We start from the raw sequence: 23,601 nt of genomic DNA, 5'->3' as shown, positions 1-23,601 counted from the left end.
CAATGGCACACATCCCTACGCGGTCGGGTTTAGTCAACGTTTGTCGGTGTCGCGACGCAGAATCGCGATCGCCTCCGAATCCACGTAAAAACGGACCTCTCCGGTCGTGGCATCCACGGAGGCCAGTACGGGGACCCGATGATTTGCGTTGATGCGCTTGCCGGCTGAGATTTCAACGGGGAACACGCCCTTGGCGAAGACACTCAGCCCGTCGATCTGCAAATTTTCCATGCAAGCATCCTTTCACACGGTTGGCAGGCGACGTCGCTATCGCTGCTGGTGAGGTTCGGTTGCGCGCGGTTGGGTCTGGTCCCCGAACCCGCGTGCGACCGACTCTAGATGAGCGCAGTACTCGTGCCACCACGCCTGGTCGCCGGCTGCCATATTGTCGTTGCCGTCCCGGTGTCCCACGCTCCCGTCAGCCAATTCGCGCACGATGTCAGCATGACCGGCATGCCGATGCGTTTCGGCAGTCACGTGTACCAATATGCGGGCGAGGCTGACCGGGTTGCTCGCCGCACGCCACCACGGCACACAACCGGAAGCATCAAGTGGCAGCAGGGAAATTGTTGCGTCGGCATGTGCCCACACCCGTTGATATAGGCCGACCATCTCGTCGCGGGATTCTCCAGACCGCGCCCACATGTCCTCATTCGGCTCGGCATTGGGCGAAAGCGAGCTTAATTCCGCACCGAAGGGGCGGTCGAAGACTACGCCGAAGTACCCGGCTTCGACCCCGGCCAAGTGCTTGACCAGCCCGAGCAGGTTCGGACCGGTCGGTGTCAAGGGACGGCGTAGATCGTACTCGGACAGACCCTCAAGCTTCCACACAATCGCATCACGGCCATCCTGCAAATACCGGCGCAGCTCCGTCTTGGCAATTTCACTCATGTCTGCCAGCGTGGAGCAGTCGACGGCCGATGGCAAGCCAATACGAACCCGGTGTCAGGAAAGGGCCCTCCACCGGCCGCCGGTTGGCTAGGCGGGTTGCGCCGACTTGGCAAGGGGCCCCGCCATTTTGTTTGTGTCACCGAGATGGCCTTTTGTCACCAGCGCAAGCACAGCTGCGGCCAGTATGATGCCGAGGCCCCACCAGTTTGTGGTTTCTACCAGGGAGCCTGGGAACGCGACCACCAAGACGCCCAGGGTGCCATTCACGGAGGCGTGGGCCAGGACAGCGGCAAGAGTGCTGCCGCTGGCATTGCGGATCCAAGCCATGATCACCGACAGCCCGATGACGACCACCGCGTAGAGGAAGACCTGCGCCACGTTGCTGCGGGGAGTGTCCCAGGTTTTGGTCAGGAACAGCGGTGCATGCCACGCAGCCCAGACGACGCCGATCAGCAGCGCGGCCACCAGCGGCGAGTGCTTCTTTTGGAGTCTGGGCTGGGCAAATCCACGCCAGCCCACTTCTTCCATGCCGCCTCCCAAAAAGACGATGCCCAGAAACTGCGCCGGGTAGATCAGCAGGACTGCTCCCAAACCGTTGGTGGTGAACGACTCCACAGGTCCAGGCAGGAGCAGGGCCCCGATCAGCAGCAGTGCCGGAATACCGAGCAGGGCTACGCCCCACCACCCCAAACCAAACCGAAGCGTCGTCACGCTAGCCCACAAACGCCGGACTCCTGCGCTGCCTTCCATGGATCGAGTAACGATGAAAGCAGCAATGGCGGGGCCAAAGATGCCCAGCGGGTTTACCAACGCCAGCACCTGAATGGAGCCTGGAATCGGCAGCAGCCCGAGTCCGTCCTGACCCAGCCACCACGGACACCAAGCGATCCATGAGAACGCGAACGCGATAACGAAAAAACTTGGGAGGGGGTGCCGGGCCACAATCCCGGGCGCTTTCACGGTCTGACAGGCGGCATTCGCCGAGGGAGGCCTCATGAGCTGAATGCTATCCCAAAGAGTTTCCCCTCAAGCCGGCGGCGTTCCGTGTCGCCAGTGTGAAGGTTCCAGTAGCGGGCTCGTCCGGTAAGTTGGTCGCAGGCACCGGAGCTATCCGGCTTTAATTGACGCCAATCACGTACAGGAAGGCACGAACCCGATGGGTGGACTTCTCGGCATTGCGCAGTTCAAAAGGCCGTCGCGCCAGTGCCTGGAGATCGTGCAGGAGCGCGACACCGGCACGTTCCGGTACGACATCTTCATCAGCGCAGAGTTTCGTGCGCAACTGGAAGGCGGTCCAGTGCGGCCGTTCGCGTTGTTCCTGGCTAGAAAGTAAGCGGCCGGCTGGCGCAACGTGCCACATGTTGCGCCGTGTCAGCTGTTCGCGCTGTCGAGCAGGCTGTCACCAAAGCCCTGTCCGGACCTGACCATCCGTTGAGCGGTTATCAGCCGCTGCTTTTCATATTCTCGGAGCACTTTCAGGCCCTGCTCGCCGATCACTCCATGGTCGGTGAGTTCGCCCAGGGTCTCGGCGTCTCCCAGCCCGGTATCGAAGCCGGCATCGGTCACGGGCGAGGGCACATGGGCAGCGTCGCCGATGATCGCCATCCTGCCGCGCGCCAAGCGCCGAGGGACATACTCGGCGATCGGGGTGGCGATGACGCTTTGCCGTCGGACGCTGTGGCGGACAATGTCATCCCATGGTGCGGGCCAGTGGGCGGCGCGGCGGTGGATGTCGGCGTACTTCGACGCTGCACTGTTCTCGTTGACAAGGGAGTATTGGGAAACGCTGCCGACCAGTGCCCCGGCTTCGCGCAAATAATTGTCGCTGGTGGGGTCATACCACTGCCAGAAATACCGTCGCGGCTCGTCGTTGGTCTGTGTTTCGCCCACGATCATTGCGCCATCCTGATTGGGCAGGGTGATCATGTTCATGTAGTTGCGGCCCTCCTGCCACCCGGGCGCCGCATCGCAGGGCGCCTTGCCGGTCCAGATGGTGTAACCCGCATACCTTGCATCAGGGTGTTCGGGGTCTATGCTGCGACGCACCATGCTGCGATGCCCGTCGTCACCTGGCAGGATGTCTCCCGTGTAGACCAAGCCCGCGGTGTCACGGGCCCACGCGGAATCTGCGTCCGCTCCGATTTTCACAACCTCGGTGTCGTACCGAATTGCCATGCCCGGTTCATTGGCAGCGGCATCCGCAAGACGACGACGGACCATGGCCCAGCCAACAGGACCCGGGACGCCGGCTGAAGCGATCGAGGCGATGGTGGGGACCCGGATTCCCGAACCGTCCCGCCTCTGCACGGTCTCACCCATTCCACCCCAGAGTCGCAGGCCCGTGCCGCCGTTCCGCTGCTCCACGGCCCGTTCAAGCACTGTCACTGTCAGTCCCGACCGGGCCAGGGAAATGGATAGCGCCAAACCGGCCAAGGAGGCGCCCACCACAACGGCGGTCCCTCTTTCTGGAATCGGACCAACAGTCGTTTGGGTTCGGGGCAAGTCCTTCCCCTTTCCGTCAGGAACGTATTCGAGTCATGTCTGGCGACATCCACACAGCTGAACTGCCCCACCGGATCGGCGAGTCGTCCACTGGAGCAGCAGCCACCAAGTCCGTTTACCCTATACCCGCCGATGAGCGGGCTTCGAGCTGGTTCGCGAAGGGCGCACTTCGCCTGCGTCCGCCGATGAAACGGTGCCGAGTTGTTGGGACCGTGGGCGTTCCGCCGGCCGGAAACGAAGAATGACGGCCGCCCCGGTGTCGGGGCGGCCGTCAATTTCAGTGCGTTGTTGGTGTCAGTGCTCCGCTTCAGCTGCGGCCGCAGCGGCTGCCTTCTTGGCGTCCTTCTCGGCACGCAGGGCGTCCGCCTCGTGCTGCTCCTCGGCCTTCTCCTGGTGGATGACCTCGGCCAAGAGTTTTTCCATCTCCTTGGCCACGCCAGCCGCGGATGCCGGGTTCTGGCCTGTCACCAGCCGCTCGTCCACCACGACCTTTTCCTCGAAGACGTCGGTGGAAACGTGGGTGGCGCCCTTTTCCTCGAGCCGGTCTGCCAGGAAAAACGGGATGACTTTATCCTTCCCCGCAGCAACCTCCTCGTCGTTGGTGAAGGCCGCCACCTTCCGGCCATTGACGAGGTGTATCCCGTTCTTCATTTCCACGTTCACCAGGCCTGCCGGTCCGTGGCAGACCGCGCCCACCACGCCACCGGCGTTGTAGACCCCTGCCACCAAGTTCTGCAGGCCTTCGCTGTCCGGGAAGTCCCACATGGTGCCATGGCCGCCCACGAGGTAGACGGCGTCGTACTGTTCGGGATCTACGACGTCGACGCGGGCCGTGTTGTAAAGTCCGGCGCGCGTGGCCTCGTCCTCCGTGAAAGCAACCTGGATTGGATCATCCGTGTCCACCGTGTCGTGCGGTGGCTGGCCGCCCTTGATGGAAGCGAAGTCGACGAAATGCCCGGAATCCTTGAAGACCTTCCAGGGATGTGCCGCCTCGGCCACGTTGTAGCCGGTCTTCTCCCCGGTGTCGGGTATCTCGGAAACGCTGGTCAGTACCATGAGGATTTTCTTCATGAAATGCTCCTTTCGTCCGTCTCCCACCCTAGGCGAATGCCTCACGAGTCGCCTAGTCGAGTTTAAGTTCTGCAGCCAATGTCCAGCGGCGAATCTTGTGTTCAGGGCTTGGCGACCGTCAACAGGAACGCGGAGTCCTCCAACGCATCCACCGAGTGCCGTGCCAGCGGAACCACCAAATGGTCGCCAGGGGAGCCTTCCCAGCTCACTTCTCCTGCTTTCAGCAAGATGCGCCCGCTCAGCACCTGAACCGTTGCTTCGCCGGGATTGTCATGTTCATCCAGGGAGGACCCCGCGGACAACGCCACGACGGTTTGCCGCAGAGTGCGCTCGTGCCCTCCGTAGACAGTGCGGGCACTGCGTCCGCTGTTCTTGCCCTTGGCGGAAACCATCAGTTCCCGTGCCAACGCTGTCAGGGATGACTTTTCCATGATGCTCCTTTGCAAGTGCCCGGCTCGTATCTGCTTTCCCTCACAGTACCCTCAAGGTGCTGGACTTGGGCGCAGGTTAAACAACAAGGCCGTCGCCCGCCCAACAGGGGTGGGGGCGACGGCCTGCCTTGATAAGCGGTTTCCCTTGAAAAGCTAGGAAACGTGGCGCTCGGGAACGCCGTTGTAGGCGCTCAGCGGACGGATCAGCGCATTGTTCGCGCGCTGCTCCATGATGTGCGACGTCCAGCCGGTGATGCGGGCGGCAATGAACAACGGGGTGAACATGTCCGTGTCAAAGCCCATCAGGCTGTACGTGGGCCCTGCCGGATAGTCGAGGTTCGGCTTGATCGCCTTCGCCTCGTCCATGGCCTGCTCCAGCCCGTCGTACAGGCCCATCATTTCGGGGCGGTCGTAATGGGCAACCATCCGCTCCAGGGCTGCCTTCATGGTGGGCACCCGGGAGTCGCCGTTTTTGTAGACCCGGTGGCCGAAGCCCATGACCTTCTTCTTGGCGGCCAGCGCGTCCTCCATCCAAGACTTGGCGCGGGCGGCAGCCTCTTCGCGGGACTCATCGGCACGGATGCCAATCTCGTCGAAGGTGTGCATGACAGCCTCGTTGGCACCGCCGTGCAAGGCTCCCTTGAGCGCGCCAATGGCACCTGTCACGGCCGAGTGCAGGTCGGAGAGTGTGGAGGTGATGACGCGGGCCGTGAACGTCGAAGCGTTGAACGAGTGTTCGGCGTACAGCACCATGGAGACGCGGAAAGCCTCGACGACGTCAGGTGCAGGCTCCTCGCCGAAGGCCATCCACAGGAAGTTGGCCGAGTAATCCAAATCCTCGCGCGGCTCCACCAAATCCAGACCCCGGCGGCGGCGCTGCTCATAGGCCACGACGGCGGGGAACGCGGAGAAGAGCGTCTTCGCCTTTTCCAGTTCCGCGTCGGGGGAGGAGTTCTCGGCGAGGGCGTTGTTGGCGCCCATGACGGACACGGCGGTGCGGGAAATGTCCATGGGGTGGCAGCCAACGGGCAGCAGGTCGATGGCGGCCTTGACTGCTGAATCCAACGAACGGTTGGCCCGATCAAACGCCTCAAAGGAGGTCAGCGCTTCCTCGGTGGGCAGTTCCCCCGTCCACAGGAGCAGCGCCACTTCCTCAAAGGATTTCTTCTCCGCCAGCTCCTGCACGGGGTAGCCGCGGTACAGCAGTGAATTGGACTCGGAGTTGACCTTGGAAATAGCCGTGTAGTCTGCGACCACTCCGGCAAGACCCTTGCGTACTTCTTCTTCACTCACGGTGTGCACTCCTTTGGAGACTTAGAGGTTGGCGCTGTTGTTGTCAATGTCCAAGCTGGGGACCTGAAAATTGAAGATACCTGTATCAAATTGGTTGTACGCCTCATAGTCAACCAGATCGTAGAGGCGCGCACGTGTGAGCATGTCCGGCACGGCAGCTTTCTGGGTGCCGTGGGCGTTGATCGCTTCAAGAACCCGCTCGGCGGCACCCATGGCGCTGCGCAGCAAGGTGACGGGGTAAATCACCATGGCGACCCCCGCCGCAGCGAGCTCGTCGCGGGTGAACAGCTCACTTTTGCCAAACTCCGTCATATTTGCCAACACCGGGACATCGACGGCCTTGCACACGGCCTCAAACTCGGCCACGTTCTTCATGGCTTCCGGGAAGATGGCGTCTGCCCCGGCGTCGACCAGGGCCTTCGCCCGCTCTATCGCGGCATCCAGACCCTCCACCGCTCGGATGTCGGTGCGGGCCATGATGAGGAAGTTCGCATCCCGCCGGGCATCGGCGGCAGCGGCAACGCGCTTGACTGCCGTGTCGAGGTCCACCATGTTCTTGCCGTCCAGGTGGCCGCAGCGCTTGGGGTTGAACTGGTCTTCGATGTGGCAGCCGGCCAGCCCTGCATTCTCCAGCTCGGCGATGGTGCGGGCCACGTTCATTGGCTCCCCAAACCCGGTGTCGGCGTCGATCAGGCACGGTAGATCCGTCATGCGCGCAATCTGTGCGCCACGGGCGGCCACCTCGGTCAGCGTGGTCATGCCTATGTCCGGCAGGCCCAGTTCGTTGGCGAGCACGGCACCGGAGATGTACACGCCGTCGAACTTCTTTTCCTCGATGAGGCGCGCCGAGAGCGGGTTGAAGGCACCCGGGAACTGCACGGCAGCCCCGGGAACCAGCATCCCGCGCAGGTCCAAGCGCTTTTGCTCGGGGGTTTTCTTGGAGTACAGCATCCTAGAACAGTCCCTTGGGTGCTGCCGCCAGATCGACGACGCCGGGCGCCGCCTGAATGTTCAACTGGTCCAGTTCCCCGGCGGCCAGGTTGGGCAGGTTCTCCGCTGCCGCGAGGAAGCGGTTGATCTCTGCTTCCTCCACGAGCCCGGCAGCCAAGGTGCGGAACTTGTTGATGTACTGGGCGCGGGCGAAGGGCCGGGCACCGAGCGGGTGCGCATCGGCGAGGGCGATCGATTCCTCGATGACGGTGCCATCCTTGAGCGTGATGACCACGGTGCCGCCAAAAGCCTTCTCGGCAATGTCGAGGGAGTGGTAGCGGCGCGTCCATTCGGCATCCTCCGCCGTGGTGACCTTGTGCCACAGCTCCACCGTGTCGGGGCGGCCGGCACGCTCGGGGGAGTACGAGTCCACGTGGTGCCAGGAACCGTCCTGCAATGCCACCGTGAAGATGTACGGGATGGAGTGGTCAAGGGTCTCGCGCGAGGCGGTGGGATCGTACTTCTGCGGGTCGTTGGCGCCGGAGCCGATCACGTAGTGGGTGTGGTGGCTGGACTTGATCAGCACGCTCTCCACGTTCGCCGGATCGGTGGCTTCCGGGTGCTCCTTGTGCAGTTTGCGGGCCAAATCGATCCACGCCTGCGCCTGGTATTCGGCCGAGTGTTCCTTGGTGTAGGTGTCGAGGATGGCGCGCTTGGCTTCTCCCTCGGCAGGCAGCGGCACGGTGTATTTGGCGTCGGGACCGTCAAGCATCCAGGCGATGACTCCGTCTTCGCCTTCGTAGATCGGCACGGGGGACGTCTGTCCTCGCATGGCCCTGTCCGCTGCCTCGACGGCCATCTTGCCGGCGAACGCGGGGGCGTGCGCCTTCCAGGTGGAAATCTCGCCCTTGCGCGACTGGCGGGTGGCGGTGGTGGTGTGCAGGCCCTGGCCGACGGCCTGGAAGATGGTCTCCACGTCAAGGCCCAGCAGGGTGCCGATGCCGGCGGCGGCGGACGGGCCGAGGTGGGCCACATGGTCAATCTTGTGCTCGTGCAGGCAGATGGACTTCACCAGGTCCACCTGGATTTCGTAGCCGGTGGCAATGCCGCGCAAAAGGTCCGCGCCGGAGGCCCCGGTGTGCTGGGCAACGGCGAGGATCGGCGGGATGTTGTCGCCCGGGTGGGAGTACTCGGCGGAGAGGAAAGTGTCATGGTAGTCCAGCTCGCGCACGGCCACGCCATTGGCCCAGGCCGCCCACTCGGGGGAAACCTTTTCCGTGATGCCAAAGACGTTGGCGCCGCTGCCGCCGGTGGAGGGCGCGTGTGCCAGGGCCTGGGCACGAGCTGCCACGATGGGGCCGCGGTTCAGGGAGGCGACGGCCACCGAGGCGTTGTCGATGACGCGGTTGATGATCATGTCCGTCGCCTCGGCGTTGACGGCGACGGGGTCGGTGGCAACCTTGGCGATCTTGTAGGCGAGCTGGTCCTCGTGGGCCAGGTTTTCCTCGCTCTTGTAGACGCGAACTGTGTGGTCGATGGTCATGATGATCCTTTCGCAGGGGGAAAACGGAGTTGTGGAAGTTCTTTGGCAGCGGTGCCCAGCAGGTGGCGCAGGCTGTAGTCCAGGTGGACGGTGGTCGCGGCGCTGGCCACGGCGGAGTTTCCGTTGGCGATGGCCAGCGCAATTGCCGCATGTTCGCGGGCCGCGTCGCGCAGTCGGGCGGGATTGTCCTGGGACAGCCGGCGCACCCGGACAAGATGGACGCGCAGGTTCTTCAGCGCTTGGTTCAGGTAGTGATTTCCGACGGCGGCGTCAACGGCCGTATCCAGCTCGGCCACCAGTTGGTAGTAGTCGTGGCGGGTGGGGTCTTCGCTGGTGAGCAGCTCCCCGGCGTTGGCCAGTTGTTCGTGCAGGACCCTGAAGACGGCGGGGTCCCCACGCTGGGCGGCCAGTTCGGCGGCCCTGCATTCCAACGCGGAGCGCAGTTCGAAAAGCTCGTCCAGGTGGTCAAGGGAAATTTCGCTGACCACCACCCCGCGCCCGCTTTGTGGTTGTGCCAGGCCTTCGGCGCTAAGCTTGGCCAACGCCTCACGAATGGGTGTCCGCGAAACTCCCAGTCGCTCGGAGAGTTCCACCTCGCCCAGCACGGTTCCGGGAGTCAGTCGCCATTCGATAATGTCGCTGCGCAAGGCCGCATAGGCGCGTTCGCTGGCTCGCATGGATCCTTTCCGCTGCTCTGGTGCCCCGTTGCGATGCGTGGAATGCAACGTGCCATCAGTGTATACAAAGAACGCAGGCATTGGGCAATAATTCGAGAAATATGGATAGATATTTGATTTATGTATACATGGACCCTTGTTGAGGTTCGGTAGTCACGGCTAGTATGGCACTCATCACATCACCGTGGATGGAGAACCGGAATGCCCCTGCACAACAGCAGTTTCAGCGAGGAATACCAACGCAGCCTCAGTGATCCGGAAGGGTTCTGGCTTGAGGCCGCCAACGCGGTTGACTGGGCGGCCAAGCCAAGCCGCGCCCACAGCGACGAAGATGCGCCGTTGAGCCGCTGGTTCCCGGACGGTGAAATGAACACCTGCCACAACGCCCTTGACAGGCATGTTGCCGCCGGGAGGGGGGACCAGACGGCGCTGATCCACGACTCGGCCATGCGCGGGGAAGTCACCACGTACACGTACAGCGAACTCACCGCCGCAGTGGCCACATTCGCCGGTGTGCTGCGCAGTCTAGGCGTGGGCAGGGGCGACCGCGTCGTCATCTACCTGCCCATGATCCCCGAGGCCGCCATCGCCATGCTCGCCACCGCCCGCCTGGGTGCCATCCACTCGGTGGTGTTTGGCGGGTTTGCGGCCAGCGAGTTGTCCGTCAGGATCCTCGACGCCGCACCCAAGGCCATTGTCACGACCTCGGGCGGGCTCGAACCCAACAAGCAGATCAACTACCTGCCCACCGTCCATGAGGCACTTGCCAAGGCAGGCGTCCCGGAGCTGCCCGTCATCATCAAGCGGCGGGAAGGCTTCGCCGAGAGCGCCGTCGAACATGAGCTCACGGCGGTGGACTGGGACGCGGCCATGGCCGGCGCGCAGCCCGCCGACCCCGTCATGGTGAAGTCAACCGACCCGCTCTACGTGCTCTACACCTCCGGCACCACCGGCGTGCCCAAGGGGGTGGTGCGCGACAACGGGGGACACGCCGTCGCACTTCTGTGGACCATGGACAAGCTGTACAACGTCCAGGCCGGCGACGTGTGGTGGACGGCGTCGGACGTGGGCTGGGTGGTGGGGCACTCGTACATTGTTTACGGGCCGCTGCTGGCCGGCGCCACCACGCTGATGTACGAGGGCAAGCCGGTGGGCACGCCCGACGCCGGCGCATTTTGGCGTGTCATTGCCCAGCATGGGGTCAAGGCGCTGTTCACCGCTCCGACGGCTCTGCGCGCCATTAGGAAGATGGATCCGGAGGCGGAGCTGCTGAAGAAGTACGACGTCGGCACCCTCCAAACGCTGTTCACTGCCGGTGAGCGGCTGGACACCGACACGTTCCACTGGGCCTCGAAGGTGCTCGGCGTGCCCGTGGTGGACCACTGGTGGCAGACCGAGACAGGCTGGGGAATTGTGGGCAATCCGCAGGGGATGGGCGGGCTGCCGATCAAGGCAGGGTCGCCGTCGCTGCCGCTGCCCGGCTACGACCTGCGCGTTGTGGATGCCGTCGGGGCCGAGGTGGCGCCGGGGGAGGAGGGCAACATTGTGCTTGCCCTGCCGCTGCCCCCTGGCACGCTGACCACCTTGTGGAACAACGACCAGCGCTATGTGGATTCATACTTGTCCGTGTTTGAGGGTTACTACACGACGGGGGATTCCGGCTACCGCGACCAGGACGGCTACGTGTTTGTCATGGGCCGCACCGATGACATCATCAACGTCGCCGGGCACCGGCTCTCCACCGGAAGCATGGAGCAGGTGCTGGGCACCCACCCGGCCGTGGCTGAATGCGCCGTCATTGGTGTTGCCGATGCGCTCAAGGGCCAAAAGGCCGTGGGTTTTGTGGTGCTCAAGGCCGGGGTGTCGATCCAAGCCGCGGACTTGGAGCGTGAATTGGTGGCCCTGGTGCGGAAGGAGATCGGGCCCGTGGCCGACTTCAAGAGCGCCGTGGTGGTCGAGGCACTGCCGAAGACCCGCTCGGGGAAGATTCTGCGCAAGACCATGCGCCAAATTGCCGACGGCGACGATTGCAAGGTGCCCTCCACCATCGAGGACAGCTCCGTCATCGAGTACCTGCGTCCAATCCTGCGCCCCAGCTAGGCTGGGCTGGTTTTTGCGGCCGTGCCCTGTTCATGTTGCAGCTGATGCGGGTGTTCAGCGCGCGGACTCGTTCATGTTGCAGCTGATGCGGGTGTTTGTCCCCGGAACCCGCATCAGCTGCTGAACGGATGCTGTGACTGCCTATTGGGCCAGAGCGTGCGATTCGGTCTCGCTGCCCGTTGCCGCTTCCATATTTTCGTCGTCCGGATCCTGTGCCTGCGTGCCGAGGTGTCCGCGCGTGAGCTTGTTCATGATCAGGGCGATGGCACCATCGCCTGTCACGTTCGCGGCCGTGCCGAAGCTGTCGAGTGCAATGTACGCTGCAAACATGAGGCCAACTTCGACTTCGCCGAACCCGAGCATCTGCGCGAGCAGGCCCGCGGCGGCGGCGATTGCGCCGCCGGGAACGCCCGGGGCGGCGATCATCATGATGCCCAGCATCAGGATGAACGGCAGGTACGCCGCGAACGCAACGTCACCGCCGGTCAGCAGCAGCACAGCGATCGAGAAGCAAACGATCTTCACCATCGAGCCGGACAAGTGGATCGTGGCACACAACGGCACGACGAATCCTGCCACCGAGCCGGAGACGCGGTTTTTCTTTGTTGAGGCAAGTGTTACCGGAATTGTTGCGGCCGAGGATGAGGTGCCGAGTGCCGTGAAGTACGCATCGCGCATGTTCCACAGTGCCTTCAGCGGGTTCAGCCCCGTCATAGTTCCCGCCACCGAGTATTGTGCCAGCAGCACCACAAACGTCAACGCGAGGGACACGACGGCAACGAGCAAGAACTTCGTGACGACCAACATGGCCGAACCGCTCGCCGAGAGGTCCATGAAGATACCGAAGATGAACAGCGGCAGTGCGGGCACGATGATGCGTCGGATCACGGCCTCGATGATTGTACGGAACTCGATGGCACCGCGAAAGAGCACCTTGCTGTGGAACGTGGTGAGGCCGATGCCGATCACGAAGGCGAGCACAAGCGCACTCATGACACCAATCACCGGAGGAAGCACGATCTCAGTCGCGGATTCGCCTGCGCTGCTCACGATCGTCAGGAAGGGGGTAAAGCCCGATCCGGATTCTGCTCCGAACGCTTCGAGGCCACCGCCCTCCAGTGCCGGGGTGAACAGCCACCGGCTCACGAAGTAGGCGAGCAATCCCGCGAGGATCGTGGAGCCGTATGAGATCACGGCAGTGATCCCGAGCCACTTTCCGGCACCCTTGCCGAGCTCGGCAACTGCAGGCATGATGAGCCCCAGGATGATCAGCGGCACAACAAAGCCGAGGAATCCCGAGAAGATTGAGTTGTAGGTCAGAAACACGCTGCCAAGCCACACGGGCATGATGGGGCCGGTCAAAATGCCTAGGATGATGGCCAGGACTATCCACCCGAGCAGGGGGATCGATTTCAGCTTCTTCAAGGGGTGTCCTCGGGTCTACGGGGTCGGCACGCGCGGGTTGCGCGACGTGGTTGTGGCGCGAGACACGCCTCAGCAATAGTAAACGGTGTGGGCCCTGCCACGTAATCCTGGGTTGTGTCCGCCCCGACCCTGAGCCGACGACGGGCCGGTCGCATCCGTACTGCAGCTCCTGCGGGTTGCCAAGATTTAAACTGCAGCTGATGTGGGTTGCCAAGATTTATACTGCAGCTCCTGCGGGTGTCCGGCGCTGGGACCCACATCAGCTGCAGTATTGATTGCTGGCTATTGATTGCCCGGTGCCGGGCCGTGGGTGTTGTTGGCTACTTCCGCGCTGCTACTTCTGCACGGGTGCGGCCGGTATTCCGAACAGGCCGCCGTCCTTGGCGGACTTGGGCTTGCGCACGTGCGTGCCCCACTTGTACGCCAGGAACGTCAGGGTCAGCTGGATCGGAAAGGCAATGGCCGGGACGCCTCCGGCAATCAGCGCGATCAGCACCGGCAGCAGCACAATCAGCGTCAGGTCGGGGCCAATCAGGAAGGCCTTGATGGCACCCATGGGGATGGGGCCCGTGGGCGAGGCAACCGCCGGCATGTTCCAGTCCGGGGTTGGCCTGAACGCAGCCCGCAACGTGGCGGCTCCCAGTCCCGGCCCGGCCAAGACGGCAAGAACCAGCAGGGACGGGGAGCCCACTCCCAGCGCCAGCAGCAACCCAAAGCACACGGGCGCCCACAAAGTCATCACGGCAGCCGGCACCGCGTAGTGCACCAGCCGAACGGTCTTGGCCGGCAGCGGCATGAGCATGTCCACGGCAGGGTTGCCTGCCGAAAACCGGGCCGTTGCCCCCAGCGTGGTGGCGGCAAAATGTGCGCACAGGTACAACGCCACGGCGATCAGGATCGCGTTGCCCAGGAACTCCACCGACGCCAGCGAGGCGGGAATGGCGGCCAGTACCAGCACGCGCAACAAGGTCGCAGGGGAGCGCAGGGCCATGGTGGCGTGGGTGCTGATCAAGGTCTTGACGCTGCGGGAGAAGGCCGTGCCGCGTTTGAAGATCAGCGGCAGGCGGATTCTGCTGGTGCCGGCCGATGTCTCGCCGCCCAGCGAACGGGACAGCTCCGTGGCGTCCATCGAAAGCAGTGAGCTGGCGGCGTAGGCGCCTGCCGCGGCACTGGATTTCAGCTGCCCCGTGGAGATGCGTTCAAGGTTCAGGAACACCAGGACCAGCAGTCCCAGCGCAAGGGCCACCAGCAGCAGCGGCCAGGTGGCGCCGTCGGCCACCAGCAGCGGCCAGCTCGTGGGCAGGTACTCCATCCAAGCCGTGTTGGCGGCCGTGATGGCGCCACCGCCGGCAACGTTGTTGAACAGTGCCGTGGCCACGAGTGTCAGCGGGGCAATCAACGTGATGGCGCCCATCGTTTTCTTCAGCCATGCGCCCGAATCGGTGATCTGGCACCAGCTGGCAATGCCGTACAGCAGCCAGGCCAAGCCCAGTCCGCACAAGACCGAGAGTGCCAGCCGTCCCGGCGTGGGGTTCACTTCCATGCCCAGTGCCATGGGGAGCACCACCGCCAATGCCGCTGCCGATGGCCAGATGAGCGACTTCAAAAAGCCTGGTTGAATGAAACCGCGACGGCGGACGGGAAGTCCCAGCCACCAAGCAGTTTGCGGCAGCGTCATGGCCACGGGGCCCATGGTCATCTCCACCGACAGCAGGGCGGCCGCCAGGGTCAGCAGCACGGTGGCACTGGCCTGGAGAAGGGTGACGGAGTGGAAGCCGGGAGAGATGGCCGATGCCAGCAGCGCCGACTCGTCTCCCACGCCCAAGCTGTGGCGCAGGGCCACAATGAGGGCCCCTGCCATGGTGAGCAGGGTCAGGGCGCCCAAAATGGAGGTGTAGACCTCCGAGACGAGCTCCATGAGCCCGCCCTCGGTGCGGCTGAGCCCGGCACGGAAAGTGTATTGGCGAATGTCCTTGGCGCTGAAGCGCTCGCTGATTTTCATGCTCATGGGGCGCCTAGTCCGCGTGCGGGTTTTCGGAGGCGATGGCGGTTGCCGCCTGCGTCGGGGTCATGGTGTGGATGGTGTCGGCAATGAACAATGCCTTGGTCGCCACCGTGGCGAGAAAATCGGGGTCGTGCGTGACAAGCAGCAACGCGAGCCCGGCGTCGACTTCGGCGCGCAGGCGTGTGGCGAGCCTGTGCCGCATGGCCGTGTCCAGGCGCTGCTCCGGTTCGTCGAGGACCAGCAGGGAGCGCGGGCGCACAAACGCCGAAGCCAACAGCATCCTGCGCCGCTGGCCCGAGGACAGGTTGTAGGGCCGCGACTTGCCCAGTGCCGAAAGCCCGAAGAACTCCAGCTCGGCGGCGATGGTTTCCTCCACGTCCTCCACGCCGTGCCCGGCCGAGACAATGGCCAAGTGCTCCTCCACCGTCAACGCCGGGAAGAAGGCGTCGTCGTCAAAAACCACGGCCACTTCGCGGCGGAAGTCAAGGGTGCGGTCGTCAACCTTGGCGCCGTTGATCAATGTGCTCCCGGAAACCGCCTCGAGCTGGCCCACCACGGTTTTTACAACAGTTGACTTGCCGGCACCGTTGGGCCCCACCAGGGCCAGCGCTTGGGCCGCATGCAGGCTGAAACTCACGACACCGCACACGCCTTGGCCGCCATAGCCGGCCTGGAGCTTCTCGGCACGCACCACATCTTGGCGCGGAGGGGCACTCTTTCGGGAGGGACTGGTAGCTTTGCTCATCACTTGGAAGTATAGGCGCGAGACCTGCTTTGGCCCCTCCCGGAAACATTCAGCTTCAACTTGAAGTTCAAGGCTCAAAACCCGTCCGCGGCAAATGTCCAAAAGTTCTCCGCTGCAACCGGTAACCTAGGTGATGGCAGTGGTGAATAAATTAGCAGCGAAAGTGTGGACTGACAGGTGAGCAACGAGCAGGGTGCAACGGCACTTGCCGGCGAGGACGTACTAGGCCCCACAGGGCGTCCGCTGACGGAATTCCCAGAACCACCGGTCCTTTCTTCCCACGGCCCGGCCCGCGTCATCGCGATGGTGAATCAAAAAGGCGGCGTGGGAAAAACGACGTCGACCATCAACTTGGGTGCCGCGCTCGCCGAAGCGGGGCGCAAGGTGCTGCTCGTCGACTTTGATCCACAGGGCGCCCTTTCTGCCGGTTTGGGCACCAATCCGCATGAACTCGACATCACGGTCTACAACGTTTTGATGGACCGGAAGGTGGACATCCGCGATGCCATCATCCACACCGACATCGAGAACATCGACATCCTGCCGGCCAACATCGACCTGTCCGCCGCGGAGGTTCAGCTCGTCAACGAGGTGGCCCGCGAGCAGGTCCTGGCCAGCGCCCTGCGCAAGGTTGAGGACGACTACGACGTGGTCCTCATTGACTGCCAGCCCTCGCTTGGCCTGCTGACCGTCAACGCGCTCACGGCCGCCCACGGCGTCATCATCCCGCTGATCTGCGAATTCTTTTCGCTGCGTGCAGTGGCCCTGTTGGTGGAAACCATTGACAAGGTCCAGGACCGGCTGAACCCGCGGCTGCAGGTCGACGGTGTGCTGGCCACCATGTACGACGCACGCACGCTCCATGCCCGCGAGGTCCTGGCCCGCTTGATGGAAGCCTTCGGCGACAAGGTTTTCGAAACCGTCATCAAGCGCACCATCAAGTTTGCCGACGCATCCGTCGCGGCCGAACCCATCACCTCCTATGCGGCAAACCACCAGGGCGCCGAGTCCTACCGTCGCCTGGCGAAAGAACTGATCGCCCGCGGAGGCGCTCCGTAAGTTGGCGCAAACACCACAAGTCGCGGGGATCGCGGCAGGCACGCAGGCACGGACCGCCACGCGTTTTGAAGTCCGGCTGGACAACTTCACGGGCCCCTTTGACCTGCTTTTGGGCTTGATTTCCAAGCATGAGATGGACATCACCGACGTGGCAATTGCCACAGTCACCGATGAATTCATCAGCTACCTCAAGGCACTGCAGGAGCTGGGCCAGGAATGGGCGTTGGATGAAGCCAGCGAATTTCTGGTGCTGGCGGCAACCCTTTTGGACCTGAAGGCCGCCCGCCTCCTGCCCGCCGGGGAAGTGGAGAGCGATGAGGACCTGGCCCTTCTGGAAGCCCGCGACCTCTTGTTCGCCCGGCTCCTGCAATACAAGGCCTTCAAGGAAGTCGCCACCCTCATGGGCGCCGAGCTTGTTCGTGAAGCGCAGCGTTTCCCCCGGCAGGTGGGACTGGAAGCGCACTTTGCCGCCCTATTGCCCGAACTTGTGTGGCGGCACACGCCGGAACAATTCGCCGCCCTGGCCGCCAAGGCCATGGAGGCCAAGGAAGCACCAAGCACCGAAGTGGGTGTGGCGCACCTGCACGTGCAGCCTGTCAGCGTCAGCGACCAGGCCGCCATCATTGCGGCACTGCTGACAGCTGGCATGCCCGACGGCGGGCCCGCCCTTGCCAGCTGGAACTCACCCTCGCTGTCCTTTGCCACCTTGACTGCGGACGCAACATCGTCCATGGTGGTCATTGCCCGCTTTCTTGCCCTGCTTGAACTGTTCAGTGACCAAATGGTGGCCTTTGACCAACCGAACCCGCTGGGCACATTGCTGGTGCGCTGGGGAGCCGGCGTCGCCCACCCGGTGCGGACGGACAGCGACTTTGACCATCAGGCCGTTGATCACAGCGAAGGTGAGCCCAGCGGCCTTGAACCCGGTGACGGTGAGCCCCATGACCGTGACCTTGATCAGGAGGTGGCAGGCAGTCATGCTTGACAACCCTGAACTGCTGGAAAGCAGAAACAGCGTCAAAGCCGCCATGGAAGCCGTCTTGATGGTCGTCGATGAACCCGTTTCCGAGGAGCAATTGGCCGACGTGGTGGGATTGCCCACAGCCACGGTACGTGAGCTATTGCACGAACTGGCGCGGGAATACGACGGTTATACTGGAGAAGGTGACACCATACCGGTTCGCGGGTTTGAACTTCGGCAATTGGCCGGGGGATGGCGTGTTTATTCACGTCCTGCTTACGCCGAGATAGTGTCCCAGTTTGTTGTGGACGGCCAAACGGCCCGGCTCACGCAGGCAGCCTTGGAGACTTTGGCGGTGATTGCCTACCGCCAGCCAGTTTCACGGGCCCGCGTTTCCGCGATTCGCGGAGTCAACGTGGACTCGGTGGTGAGGACGCTAGCGCAGCGCGGGCTGATTGAGGAAGTGGGCACCGATCCAGTGTCCGGGGCATTCTTGTACCGCACCACGGCGTATTTTTTGGAACGGTTGGGGTTGGGCAGCGTGGAAGAACTTCCGCAGATTGCGCCACACCTGCCCGGTCTGGAAAACCTCCAGGATTTCGATGATTCACACTTTTAGCACGAGAACAACTTTTAACACCCTAAGGATTTTCTAATGACACCGTCACCCCGTTCCGGAAGCTCGTCCGGACAGAACCAACCCCGTGGCGGCAAGCCCGGCTCGGGCGCACCGCGGTCGGGAGCGCCCCGGTCGGGTGCACCCCGCTCGGGAGCCCCCAAATCGGGCGGGTTCAAGTCCGGTGGACCCAAAACGGGAGCGCCCAAGTCGGGTGCCCCGAAGTCGGGCGGCTACAAGGGAGCCGGTTCAAAGCCCGGCGCCCGCAAGCCGAGCCAAACAGGTGCCCGTCCGTTCAAGAATGAACAGTACGGGCGCACTGTTGCCTCCAGCAAGGCCCGCCCCACCGAGCAAAACCGCCGCCCGGAACGCACCACCGACGACATTGACATTCACAATGCCGAAGGCGTGCGCCTGCAAAAGGTCATGGCCATGGCGGGGGTCGCATCGCGCCGCCTGTGCGAAGACATGATTATTGAAGGCCGCGTCCAGGTCGACGGCGTCACGGTGAACCAGCTGGGCCTGCGCGTGGATCCGGAAACCGTCGAAATTGCTGTTGACGGCATGACCATCCAGACGAATGACTCCCTGGTGTACATGGTGTTCAACAAGCCCAAGGGCGTTGTTTCCACCATGGACGACCCCGAAGGCCGCCCATGCATCAGCGACTTCCTGAAGAAGCGCCAGACCAGTGAGCGTCTCTTCCATGTGGGACGTCTGGACACAAGCACCGAGGGCTTGTTGCTGTTGACCAACGACGGCGAACTCTCCAACCGTCTCAGCCACCCCAAATACGGCATCCCCAAGACCTACCTTGTCCAGGTGCGCGGGCCGATGGCCCACGGCATTGGCGCCAAGCTCAAGGACGGTGTGGAGCTTGAAGACGGCTGGCAAAAGGTGGACTCTTTCCGCCTCGTCGATTCCACGCCCGGCCACGTGCTGGCGGAAGTGGTGCTCCACTCCGGCAAGAACCGCATTGTACGGCGCATGTTCGACGCGGTGGGCTACCCCGTCGAGCGCCTGGTCAGGGTCAAGTTCGGCCCCATTGCCTTGGGCGACCAGCGCCAGGGAAGCGTGCGAGTTTTGGGTCGCCACGAAGTAGGCTTCCTGCTCGCAGACGTGGGGATGTAAACAGCGGATGAATCCTTCGCACTTGTTGGGCCCGGTGCTGGTTGTCGGCACCGGGCTGCTGGGAGCCAGCATTGGTTTGGGCCTGCGTGCGCACGGCCTTGAGGTTGTCCTGAGCGACCCCTCGCCCTCGGCCCAGGCCGTGGCGGTGGACATCGGCGCCGGGCGGGCCTTTGACGCGGCCCAGCAGCTGAACCCCGAGCTGGTTGTCGTGGCGGCCCCGCCGGACGTCACGGCCAACGTGGTGGCGTCCTCGCTCATCCGGTACCCGTCCGCCGTCGTGGTTGACATTGCCAGCGTCAAGGGATCGGTATTGGCTGAACTCCAGGCCACTGCGGCGCTGGAATCAACTGCATTGGATGCGGCTGCGCTGGAACGCTACGTGGGCACGCACCCCATGGCCGGGCGGGAACGTTCGGGTCCGGTTGCCGCCCGCGGGGAGCTTTTCAACTCCATGCCATGGGTGCTGTGCCCATCAGAGGCAAGCTCGGCGCACGCCGTCAGGTTGGCGCATTCACTGGCGATCGACCTTGACGCCGTCGTGTTCCGCTTCACGCCCGACGAGCACGACGGAGCCGTGGCACTTGTCTCGCACCTGCCCCAGATTATGGCATCGCTGGTGGCAAGTCGGTTGCAGGAAACACCGTCGCACGCGCTCTCGCTCTCCGGCAACGGCCTGCGCGATGTGACCCGCATTGCCGCCAGCGACCCTTCGCTGTGGGTGCAGATCCTGGGCGCCAACGCCCCGAAGCTGCTGGAGATCATGGAAGGTGTCCGCACCGACCTGGACCGGCTGATCAACACGCTGAGTGCGCCCACGGCACCCGGGGCGCGTCTGGACATGGCGCAGCTCATGGCCGAAGGAAATGCAGGGCAGAGCCGCATCCCGGGCAAACACGGCGGGCCGGCGCAACAATACTCGTGGCTGACAGTGCTGGTGGACGACAAGCCGGGACAGATCGCCCAGCTGCTCACCGAAATTGGTGAGATTGGCGTCAACGTTGAAGACCTGCGCCTGGATCACTCCGCGGGCCAACAGGTGGGCATGGTGGAACTTTCAGTGCTGCCGTCGCGACGTGCGGCGCTGGTGGAGGAATTGACGGAACGCAGTTGGAAGGTCATTCAATGAACAATTCAGCAATGAACAACGCAGAACCAAATAATGCTGAACTAAAAAGTACTGAACTAAAAAGTACTGAAGTGCAGCAGCTGCGCGTCGGCAAGCCCCTTGTCATTGCCGTGGACGGCCCCTCCGGCTCGGGCAAGTCAAGTGTCAGCAAGGCCGTGGCCAAGCGGCTCGGCCTGGCGTTCCTGGACACCGGGGCCATGTACCGCAGCGTGACGTGGCACTGCCTCAACGCCGCCCTGGACCTGAACAATGCCGCCGCCGTTGAGGCCGCAGCCAAGACCATCAAGATCGAACAAAGCCTGGACCCGGACTCCGAGCGGGTGGTGGTCAACGGCATCAACGTCACCGCCGCCATCCGCGACCCCAAAATTTCCGCTTCCGTCAGCACCATCGCCACGAACCTGGGCGCACGCGCCGCCTTGGTGCGCCGCCAACAAGACATCATTGCCCAGTGCAGGAACCGCATAGTGGTTGAAGGCAGGGACATCACCACGGTGGTGGCTCCCGAGGCCGAAGCCCGGCTGATCCTGACCGCCAGCGAGGAGGCCCGCCTCCGGCGCCGGGGCCTGCAGCTCGGTGGCACCCAGAGCGCTGCGCAGCTGGCGGAACAGGTGCTGGTCCGCGACGCGAAGGACTCCACGGTGGTTGACTTCCAACGCGCTGCCGACGGCGTCTACACCGTGGACTCCTCGGACCTTGATTTCGAACAGACCGTGAGCGCCGTCATCAACGTGGTGCGCCAAAGCGTGAATGCAGGCCCGACTGAATGAAAACGAGGCAAAAGCCGCTGCGCACGCTGACATCGGCGCCGCCGCGGTGGAAGACCCGCTGGAGCCGGCCGCTGGGCCGGGTGCTTGACCACGTCATCTACAGAACAACTGTCACGGGGAAGGAAAACATCCCCCACGACGGGCCCGTGGTGTTCGCTGCCAACCACTTGAGCTACCTCGACGGCCCCGTCATGGTGGGCGCCAGCAGCCGGTACATGCACGTCATGGTCCGCCACGACATGTTCAAGGGCTTCCTTGGCCGGGTGCTGCACGCCTCGGGACAAATCCCCGTCAACCGTGCCGGCGACCGGGCCGCCCTGCAATACGCCAAAGCCGTCCTGGACCGCGGCGACTGCATCGGGATACTGCCGGAAGGCACCCGGGGGAGCGGGGACGCCTCCGCCATGAACAGCGGGGTGGCGTGGCTGGCACTGAACTCGGGGGCCGCCGTCGTGCCCGTTGCCATCCTGGGCACCAGGCTCCCCGGGGAACATCGCGACAAGATTCCAGCACCGCGGCGCAAACTGCACGTGGTGTTGGGCGAACCCCTTTCCATCACGCGCGATCCGGGAGTTTCCGGCCGTGTTTCAATGGACAGGGCAACTGAACTAATCCGCCAGCGGCTGGCGGCCCATATTTCCGCATCCCAAGCCGCAACAGGGCAGGCATTGCCTGCGGATGACCACCTTTCTTCAATGCACAAAGGACAGCAACCATGAGCGACTCCAAGTCAGCCACCCCCGTCGGCGACGGTGAGGTTGGTCACCAGGACTATCTGCCCACAGGCGCCGACCAAGTGGCGGAGCGGGTGGCGGCCATTTCCGACGAGGACGCCGACGCCCGCGCAGCCGGCCTGCTGGCCGGACTTTCCAACTACGAGCTCGAGGACGAGGACGCTGCCCTGCTGTCCGGCGAGTTCGACGACGGCACCAGCTTCGACGCGATGCGCCAGGACCCGGTGCTGGCCATTGTGGGACGACCGAACGTGGGCAAGTCCACGCTGGTAAACCGCATCCTGGGTCGCCGCGAAGCCGTGGTGGAGGACACCCCCGGGGTGACTCGCGACCGCGTGCAGTACTCGGCTGACTGGAGCGGGCGCCCCTTCACCCTGGTGGACACCGGCGGCTGGGAACGCGATGCTCGCGGGCTTAACCTGCGCGTGGCCGAACAGGCCGAGATTGCCGTGGAAATGGCCGACGCCGTGCTGCTGGTGGTTGACGCCATGGTGGGCATCACAGCGTCCGACGAAGCCATTGTGCGGATGCTGCGCAAGTCCAAGAAGCCCGTCATCCTGGTGGGCAACAAGATCGACGACCTGGTCCAGGAAGCCGAAGTGGCCACCCTGTGGGGCCTGGGACTGGGCGAGCCGTACCCGGTCTCGGCCGTGCACGGTCGCGGCGTTGCCGACATGCTCGACAAGGTCATTGACGTGCTGCCGGAATTCTCCGCCGTCGCTGGTTTGGAGCGCACCGGTGGGCCTCGCCGCATCGCGCTGCTGGGACGGCCCAACGTGGGCAAGTCCTCGCTGCTGAACAAGCTGGCAGGTACCGAGCGCGTGGTCGTGGACAACGTTGCCGGCACCACCCGCGACCCCGTGGACGAGCTCATTGAGCTGGGCGACCGCACCTGGCGCTTTGTGGACACGGCAGGCATCCGCCGCCGCGTGCACATGCAGCAAGGCGCCGACTTCTACGCCTCGCTGCGCACACAGTCAGCGTTGGAGAAGGCCGAAGTGGCCGTGGTGCTGATGGCCGTGGACGAGGTGCTCAGCGAGCAGGATGTGCGCATTCTGCAACTGGCCATCGAATCCGGCCGTGCCCTGGTGCTGGCATTCAACAAGTGGGACTTGATGGACGACGAGCGCCGCAAGTACCTGGAACGCGAAATCGACCAGGACCTGGCCCACGTGGAGTGGGCACCGCGCGTGAACATTTCAGCCAAGACCGGCTGGCACAAGGACAAGTTGGTCCCGGCGCTGGACCTGGCCCTGGAAAACTGGGACCGCCGCATCCCCACAGGACGCCTGAACGCGTTCCTGGGCGAGCTGGTCTCGGAACACCCGCACCCCGTGCGCGGCGGCAAGCAGCCCCGTATCCTGTTCGGCACGCAGGCCTCCAGCCGCCCACCGAAGTTTGTCTTGTTCACCACCGGGTTCCTGGACCCGGGCTACCGCCGCTTCATCACCCGCCGCCTGCGTGAGACATTTGGCTTCGAGGGCACGCCCATCGAGGTCAGCATGCGCGTGCGTGAGAAGCGCAGCCGCAAGAAGTAACGCGGGTCACATCTGGTTTGGTCACTGCCACCACGAAAATGGGGTAGGCTTCT

Annotated in this window: 23 protein-coding genes; 10 read left to right on the top strand and 13 right to left on the bottom strand. The window is 63.7% G+C overall.

Features of this window, described 5'->3' with window-relative positions:
• Positions 1-33: 33 nt before the first annotated feature.
• The 3 genes from QMG25_RS08705 to QMG25_RS08695 form a co-directional block, all read right to left on the bottom strand.
• Entirely contained in the window at positions 34-231 is a 198-nt protein-coding gene (locus QMG25_RS08705) for a hypothetical protein (RefSeq protein ID WP_283459307.1), read from the bottom strand.
• A gap of 36 nt (positions 232-267) precedes the next feature.
• Complete coding sequence (locus QMG25_RS08700) at positions 268-891, bottom strand: DinB family protein (RefSeq protein ID WP_283459306.1); 624 nt, start codon at positions 889-891, stop codon at positions 268-270.
• An 87-nt stretch (positions 892-978) separates the two neighbouring features.
• A complete protein-coding gene (locus QMG25_RS08695) occupies positions 979-1,710 on the bottom strand; it encodes a CPBP family intramembrane glutamic endopeptidase (RefSeq protein ID WP_283459305.1) in 732 nt (243 codons plus the stop codon).
• A gap of 337 nt (positions 1,711-2,047) precedes the next feature.
• On the opposite strand from QMG25_RS08695, the gene QMG25_RS08690 reads away from it, so the two are divergent.
• Positions 2,048-2,224 carry a hypothetical protein gene (locus tag QMG25_RS08690; RefSeq protein WP_283459304.1) on the top strand — a complete coding sequence of 59 codons (177 nt, stop codon included), beginning with the start codon at positions 2,048-2,050 and terminating at the stop codon, positions 2,222-2,224.
• 38 nt (positions 2,225-2,262) lie between these two features.
• Here the strand turns inward: QMG25_RS08690 and QMG25_RS08685 are convergent, their stop codons facing one another.
• From QMG25_RS08685 to QMG25_RS08655, 7 genes are all read right to left on the bottom strand, one after another.
• Positions 2,263-3,393, bottom strand: coding sequence for an FAD-dependent monooxygenase (locus QMG25_RS08685; RefSeq protein ID WP_283459302.1), 1,131 nt, complete (start codon positions 3,391-3,393; stop codon positions 2,263-2,265).
• A gap of 294 nt (positions 3,394-3,687) precedes the next feature.
• Entirely contained in the window at positions 3,688-4,464 is a 777-nt protein-coding gene (locus QMG25_RS08680; protein ID WP_283459300.1) for a type 1 glutamine amidotransferase domain-containing protein, read from the bottom strand.
• 101 nt (positions 4,465-4,565) lie between these two features.
• Positions 4,566-4,895, bottom strand: coding sequence for a cupin domain-containing protein (locus QMG25_RS08675; protein WP_283459298.1), 330 nt, complete (start codon positions 4,893-4,895; stop codon positions 4,566-4,568).
• A gap of 153 nt (positions 4,896-5,048) precedes the next feature.
• Positions 5,049-6,188 (bottom strand): bifunctional 2-methylcitrate synthase/citrate synthase, encoded by a 1,140-nt coding sequence (locus QMG25_RS08670; RefSeq protein ID WP_283459296.1) that lies wholly within the window; start codon positions 6,186-6,188, stop codon positions 5,049-5,051.
• Between the two features lie 21 nt (positions 6,189-6,209).
• Complete coding sequence (gene prpB / locus QMG25_RS08665) at positions 6,210-7,139, bottom strand: methylisocitrate lyase (RefSeq protein WP_283459295.1); 930 nt, start codon at positions 7,137-7,139, stop codon at positions 6,210-6,212.
• Position 7,140: 1 nt separating this feature from the next.
• Complete coding sequence (locus QMG25_RS08660; RefSeq protein ID WP_283459293.1) at positions 7,141-8,661, bottom strand: MmgE/PrpD family protein; 1,521 nt, start codon at positions 8,659-8,661, stop codon at positions 7,141-7,143.
• The gene (locus QMG25_RS08655) at positions 8,658-9,338 is read right to left on the bottom strand and encodes a GntR family transcriptional regulator (RefSeq protein ID WP_283459291.1); all 681 of its coding nucleotides are present in this window, start codon (positions 9,336-9,338) and stop codon (positions 8,658-8,660) included. The genes QMG25_RS08660 and QMG25_RS08655 overlap by 4 nt, the downstream gene beginning before the upstream one ends.
• Before the next feature lie 201 nt (positions 9,339-9,539).
• Here QMG25_RS08655 and QMG25_RS08650 point away from each other — a divergent pair, with 201 nt between their 5' ends.
• Entirely contained in the window at positions 9,540-11,438 is a 1,899-nt protein-coding gene (locus tag QMG25_RS08650) for an AMP-binding protein (RefSeq protein WP_283459288.1), read from the top strand.
• A 141-nt stretch (positions 11,439-11,579) separates the two neighbouring features.
• Here QMG25_RS08650 and QMG25_RS08645 read toward each other — a convergent pair whose 3' ends face one another.
• The 3 genes from QMG25_RS08645 to QMG25_RS08635 form a co-directional block, all read right to left on the bottom strand.
• Positions 11,580-12,863 (bottom strand): dicarboxylate/amino acid:cation symporter, encoded by a 1,284-nt coding sequence (locus tag QMG25_RS08645; RefSeq protein WP_283459286.1) that lies wholly within the window; start codon positions 12,861-12,863, stop codon positions 11,580-11,582.
• A 334-nt stretch (positions 12,864-13,197) separates the two neighbouring features.
• Entirely contained in the window at positions 13,198-14,871 is a 1,674-nt protein-coding gene (locus tag QMG25_RS08640; RefSeq protein ID WP_283459284.1) for a DUF6297 family protein, read from the bottom strand.
• Between the two features lie 7 nt (positions 14,872-14,878).
• Positions 14,879-15,613: an ABC transporter ATP-binding protein gene (locus QMG25_RS08635; RefSeq protein ID WP_283459282.1), complete on the bottom strand. Its 735-nt coding sequence runs from the start codon at positions 15,611-15,613 to the stop codon at positions 14,879-14,881.
• A 177-nt stretch (positions 15,614-15,790) separates the two neighbouring features.
• On the opposite strand from QMG25_RS08635, the gene QMG25_RS08630 reads away from it, so the two are divergent.
• From QMG25_RS08630 to der, 8 genes are read left to right on the top strand one after another with little or no spacing between them, the layout of a single operon-like run.
• Positions 15,791-16,672, top strand: coding sequence for a ParA family protein (locus QMG25_RS08630; RefSeq protein WP_283459280.1), 882 nt, complete (start codon positions 15,791-15,793; stop codon positions 16,670-16,672).
• Positions 16,673-16,700: 28 nt separating this feature from the next.
• Complete coding sequence (locus tag QMG25_RS08625; protein WP_283459355.1) at positions 16,701-17,657, top strand: segregation and condensation protein A; 957 nt, start codon at positions 16,701-16,703, stop codon at positions 17,655-17,657.
• Positions 17,650-18,252: an SMC-Scp complex subunit ScpB gene (scpB, locus tag QMG25_RS08620; protein WP_283459278.1), complete on the top strand. Its 603-nt coding sequence runs from the start codon at positions 17,650-17,652 to the stop codon at positions 18,250-18,252. Before QMG25_RS08625 ends, scpB begins: the two co-directional genes overlap by 8 nt.
• A gap of 36 nt (positions 18,253-18,288) precedes the next feature.
• A complete protein-coding gene (locus QMG25_RS08615) occupies positions 18,289-19,380 on the top strand; it encodes a pseudouridine synthase (protein WP_283459276.1) in 1,092 nt (363 codons plus the stop codon).
• A 7-nt stretch (positions 19,381-19,387) separates the two neighbouring features.
• Entirely contained in the window at positions 19,388-20,506 is a 1,119-nt protein-coding gene (locus QMG25_RS08610) for a prephenate dehydrogenase (RefSeq protein WP_283459274.1), read from the top strand.
• 11 nt (positions 20,507-20,517) lie between these two features.
• Complete coding sequence (cmk, locus tag QMG25_RS08605; RefSeq protein WP_283459271.1) at positions 20,518-21,276, top strand: (d)CMP kinase; 759 nt, start codon at positions 20,518-20,520, stop codon at positions 21,274-21,276.
• Positions 21,273-21,995 (top strand): lysophospholipid acyltransferase family protein, encoded by a 723-nt coding sequence (locus QMG25_RS08600; protein WP_283459269.1) that lies wholly within the window; start codon positions 21,273-21,275, stop codon positions 21,993-21,995. Before cmk ends, QMG25_RS08600 begins: the two co-directional genes overlap by 4 nt.
• The gene (gene der, locus QMG25_RS08595; protein WP_283459267.1) at positions 21,992-23,548 is read left to right on the top strand and encodes a ribosome biogenesis GTPase Der; all 1,557 of its coding nucleotides are present in this window, start codon (positions 21,992-21,994) and stop codon (positions 23,546-23,548) included. The genes QMG25_RS08600 and der overlap by 4 nt, the downstream gene beginning before the upstream one ends.
• Positions 23,549-23,601 lie beyond the last annotated feature (53 nt).

The organism is Arthrobacter sp. H35-D1 (assembly GCF_030063185.1).
Classification (GTDB): Bacteria; Actinomycetota; Actinomycetes; order Actinomycetales; family Micrococcaceae; genus Specibacter.
Note: the sequence above shows the minus strand (reverse complement) of the source record. Positions and strands in the feature narration are given on the sequence as shown.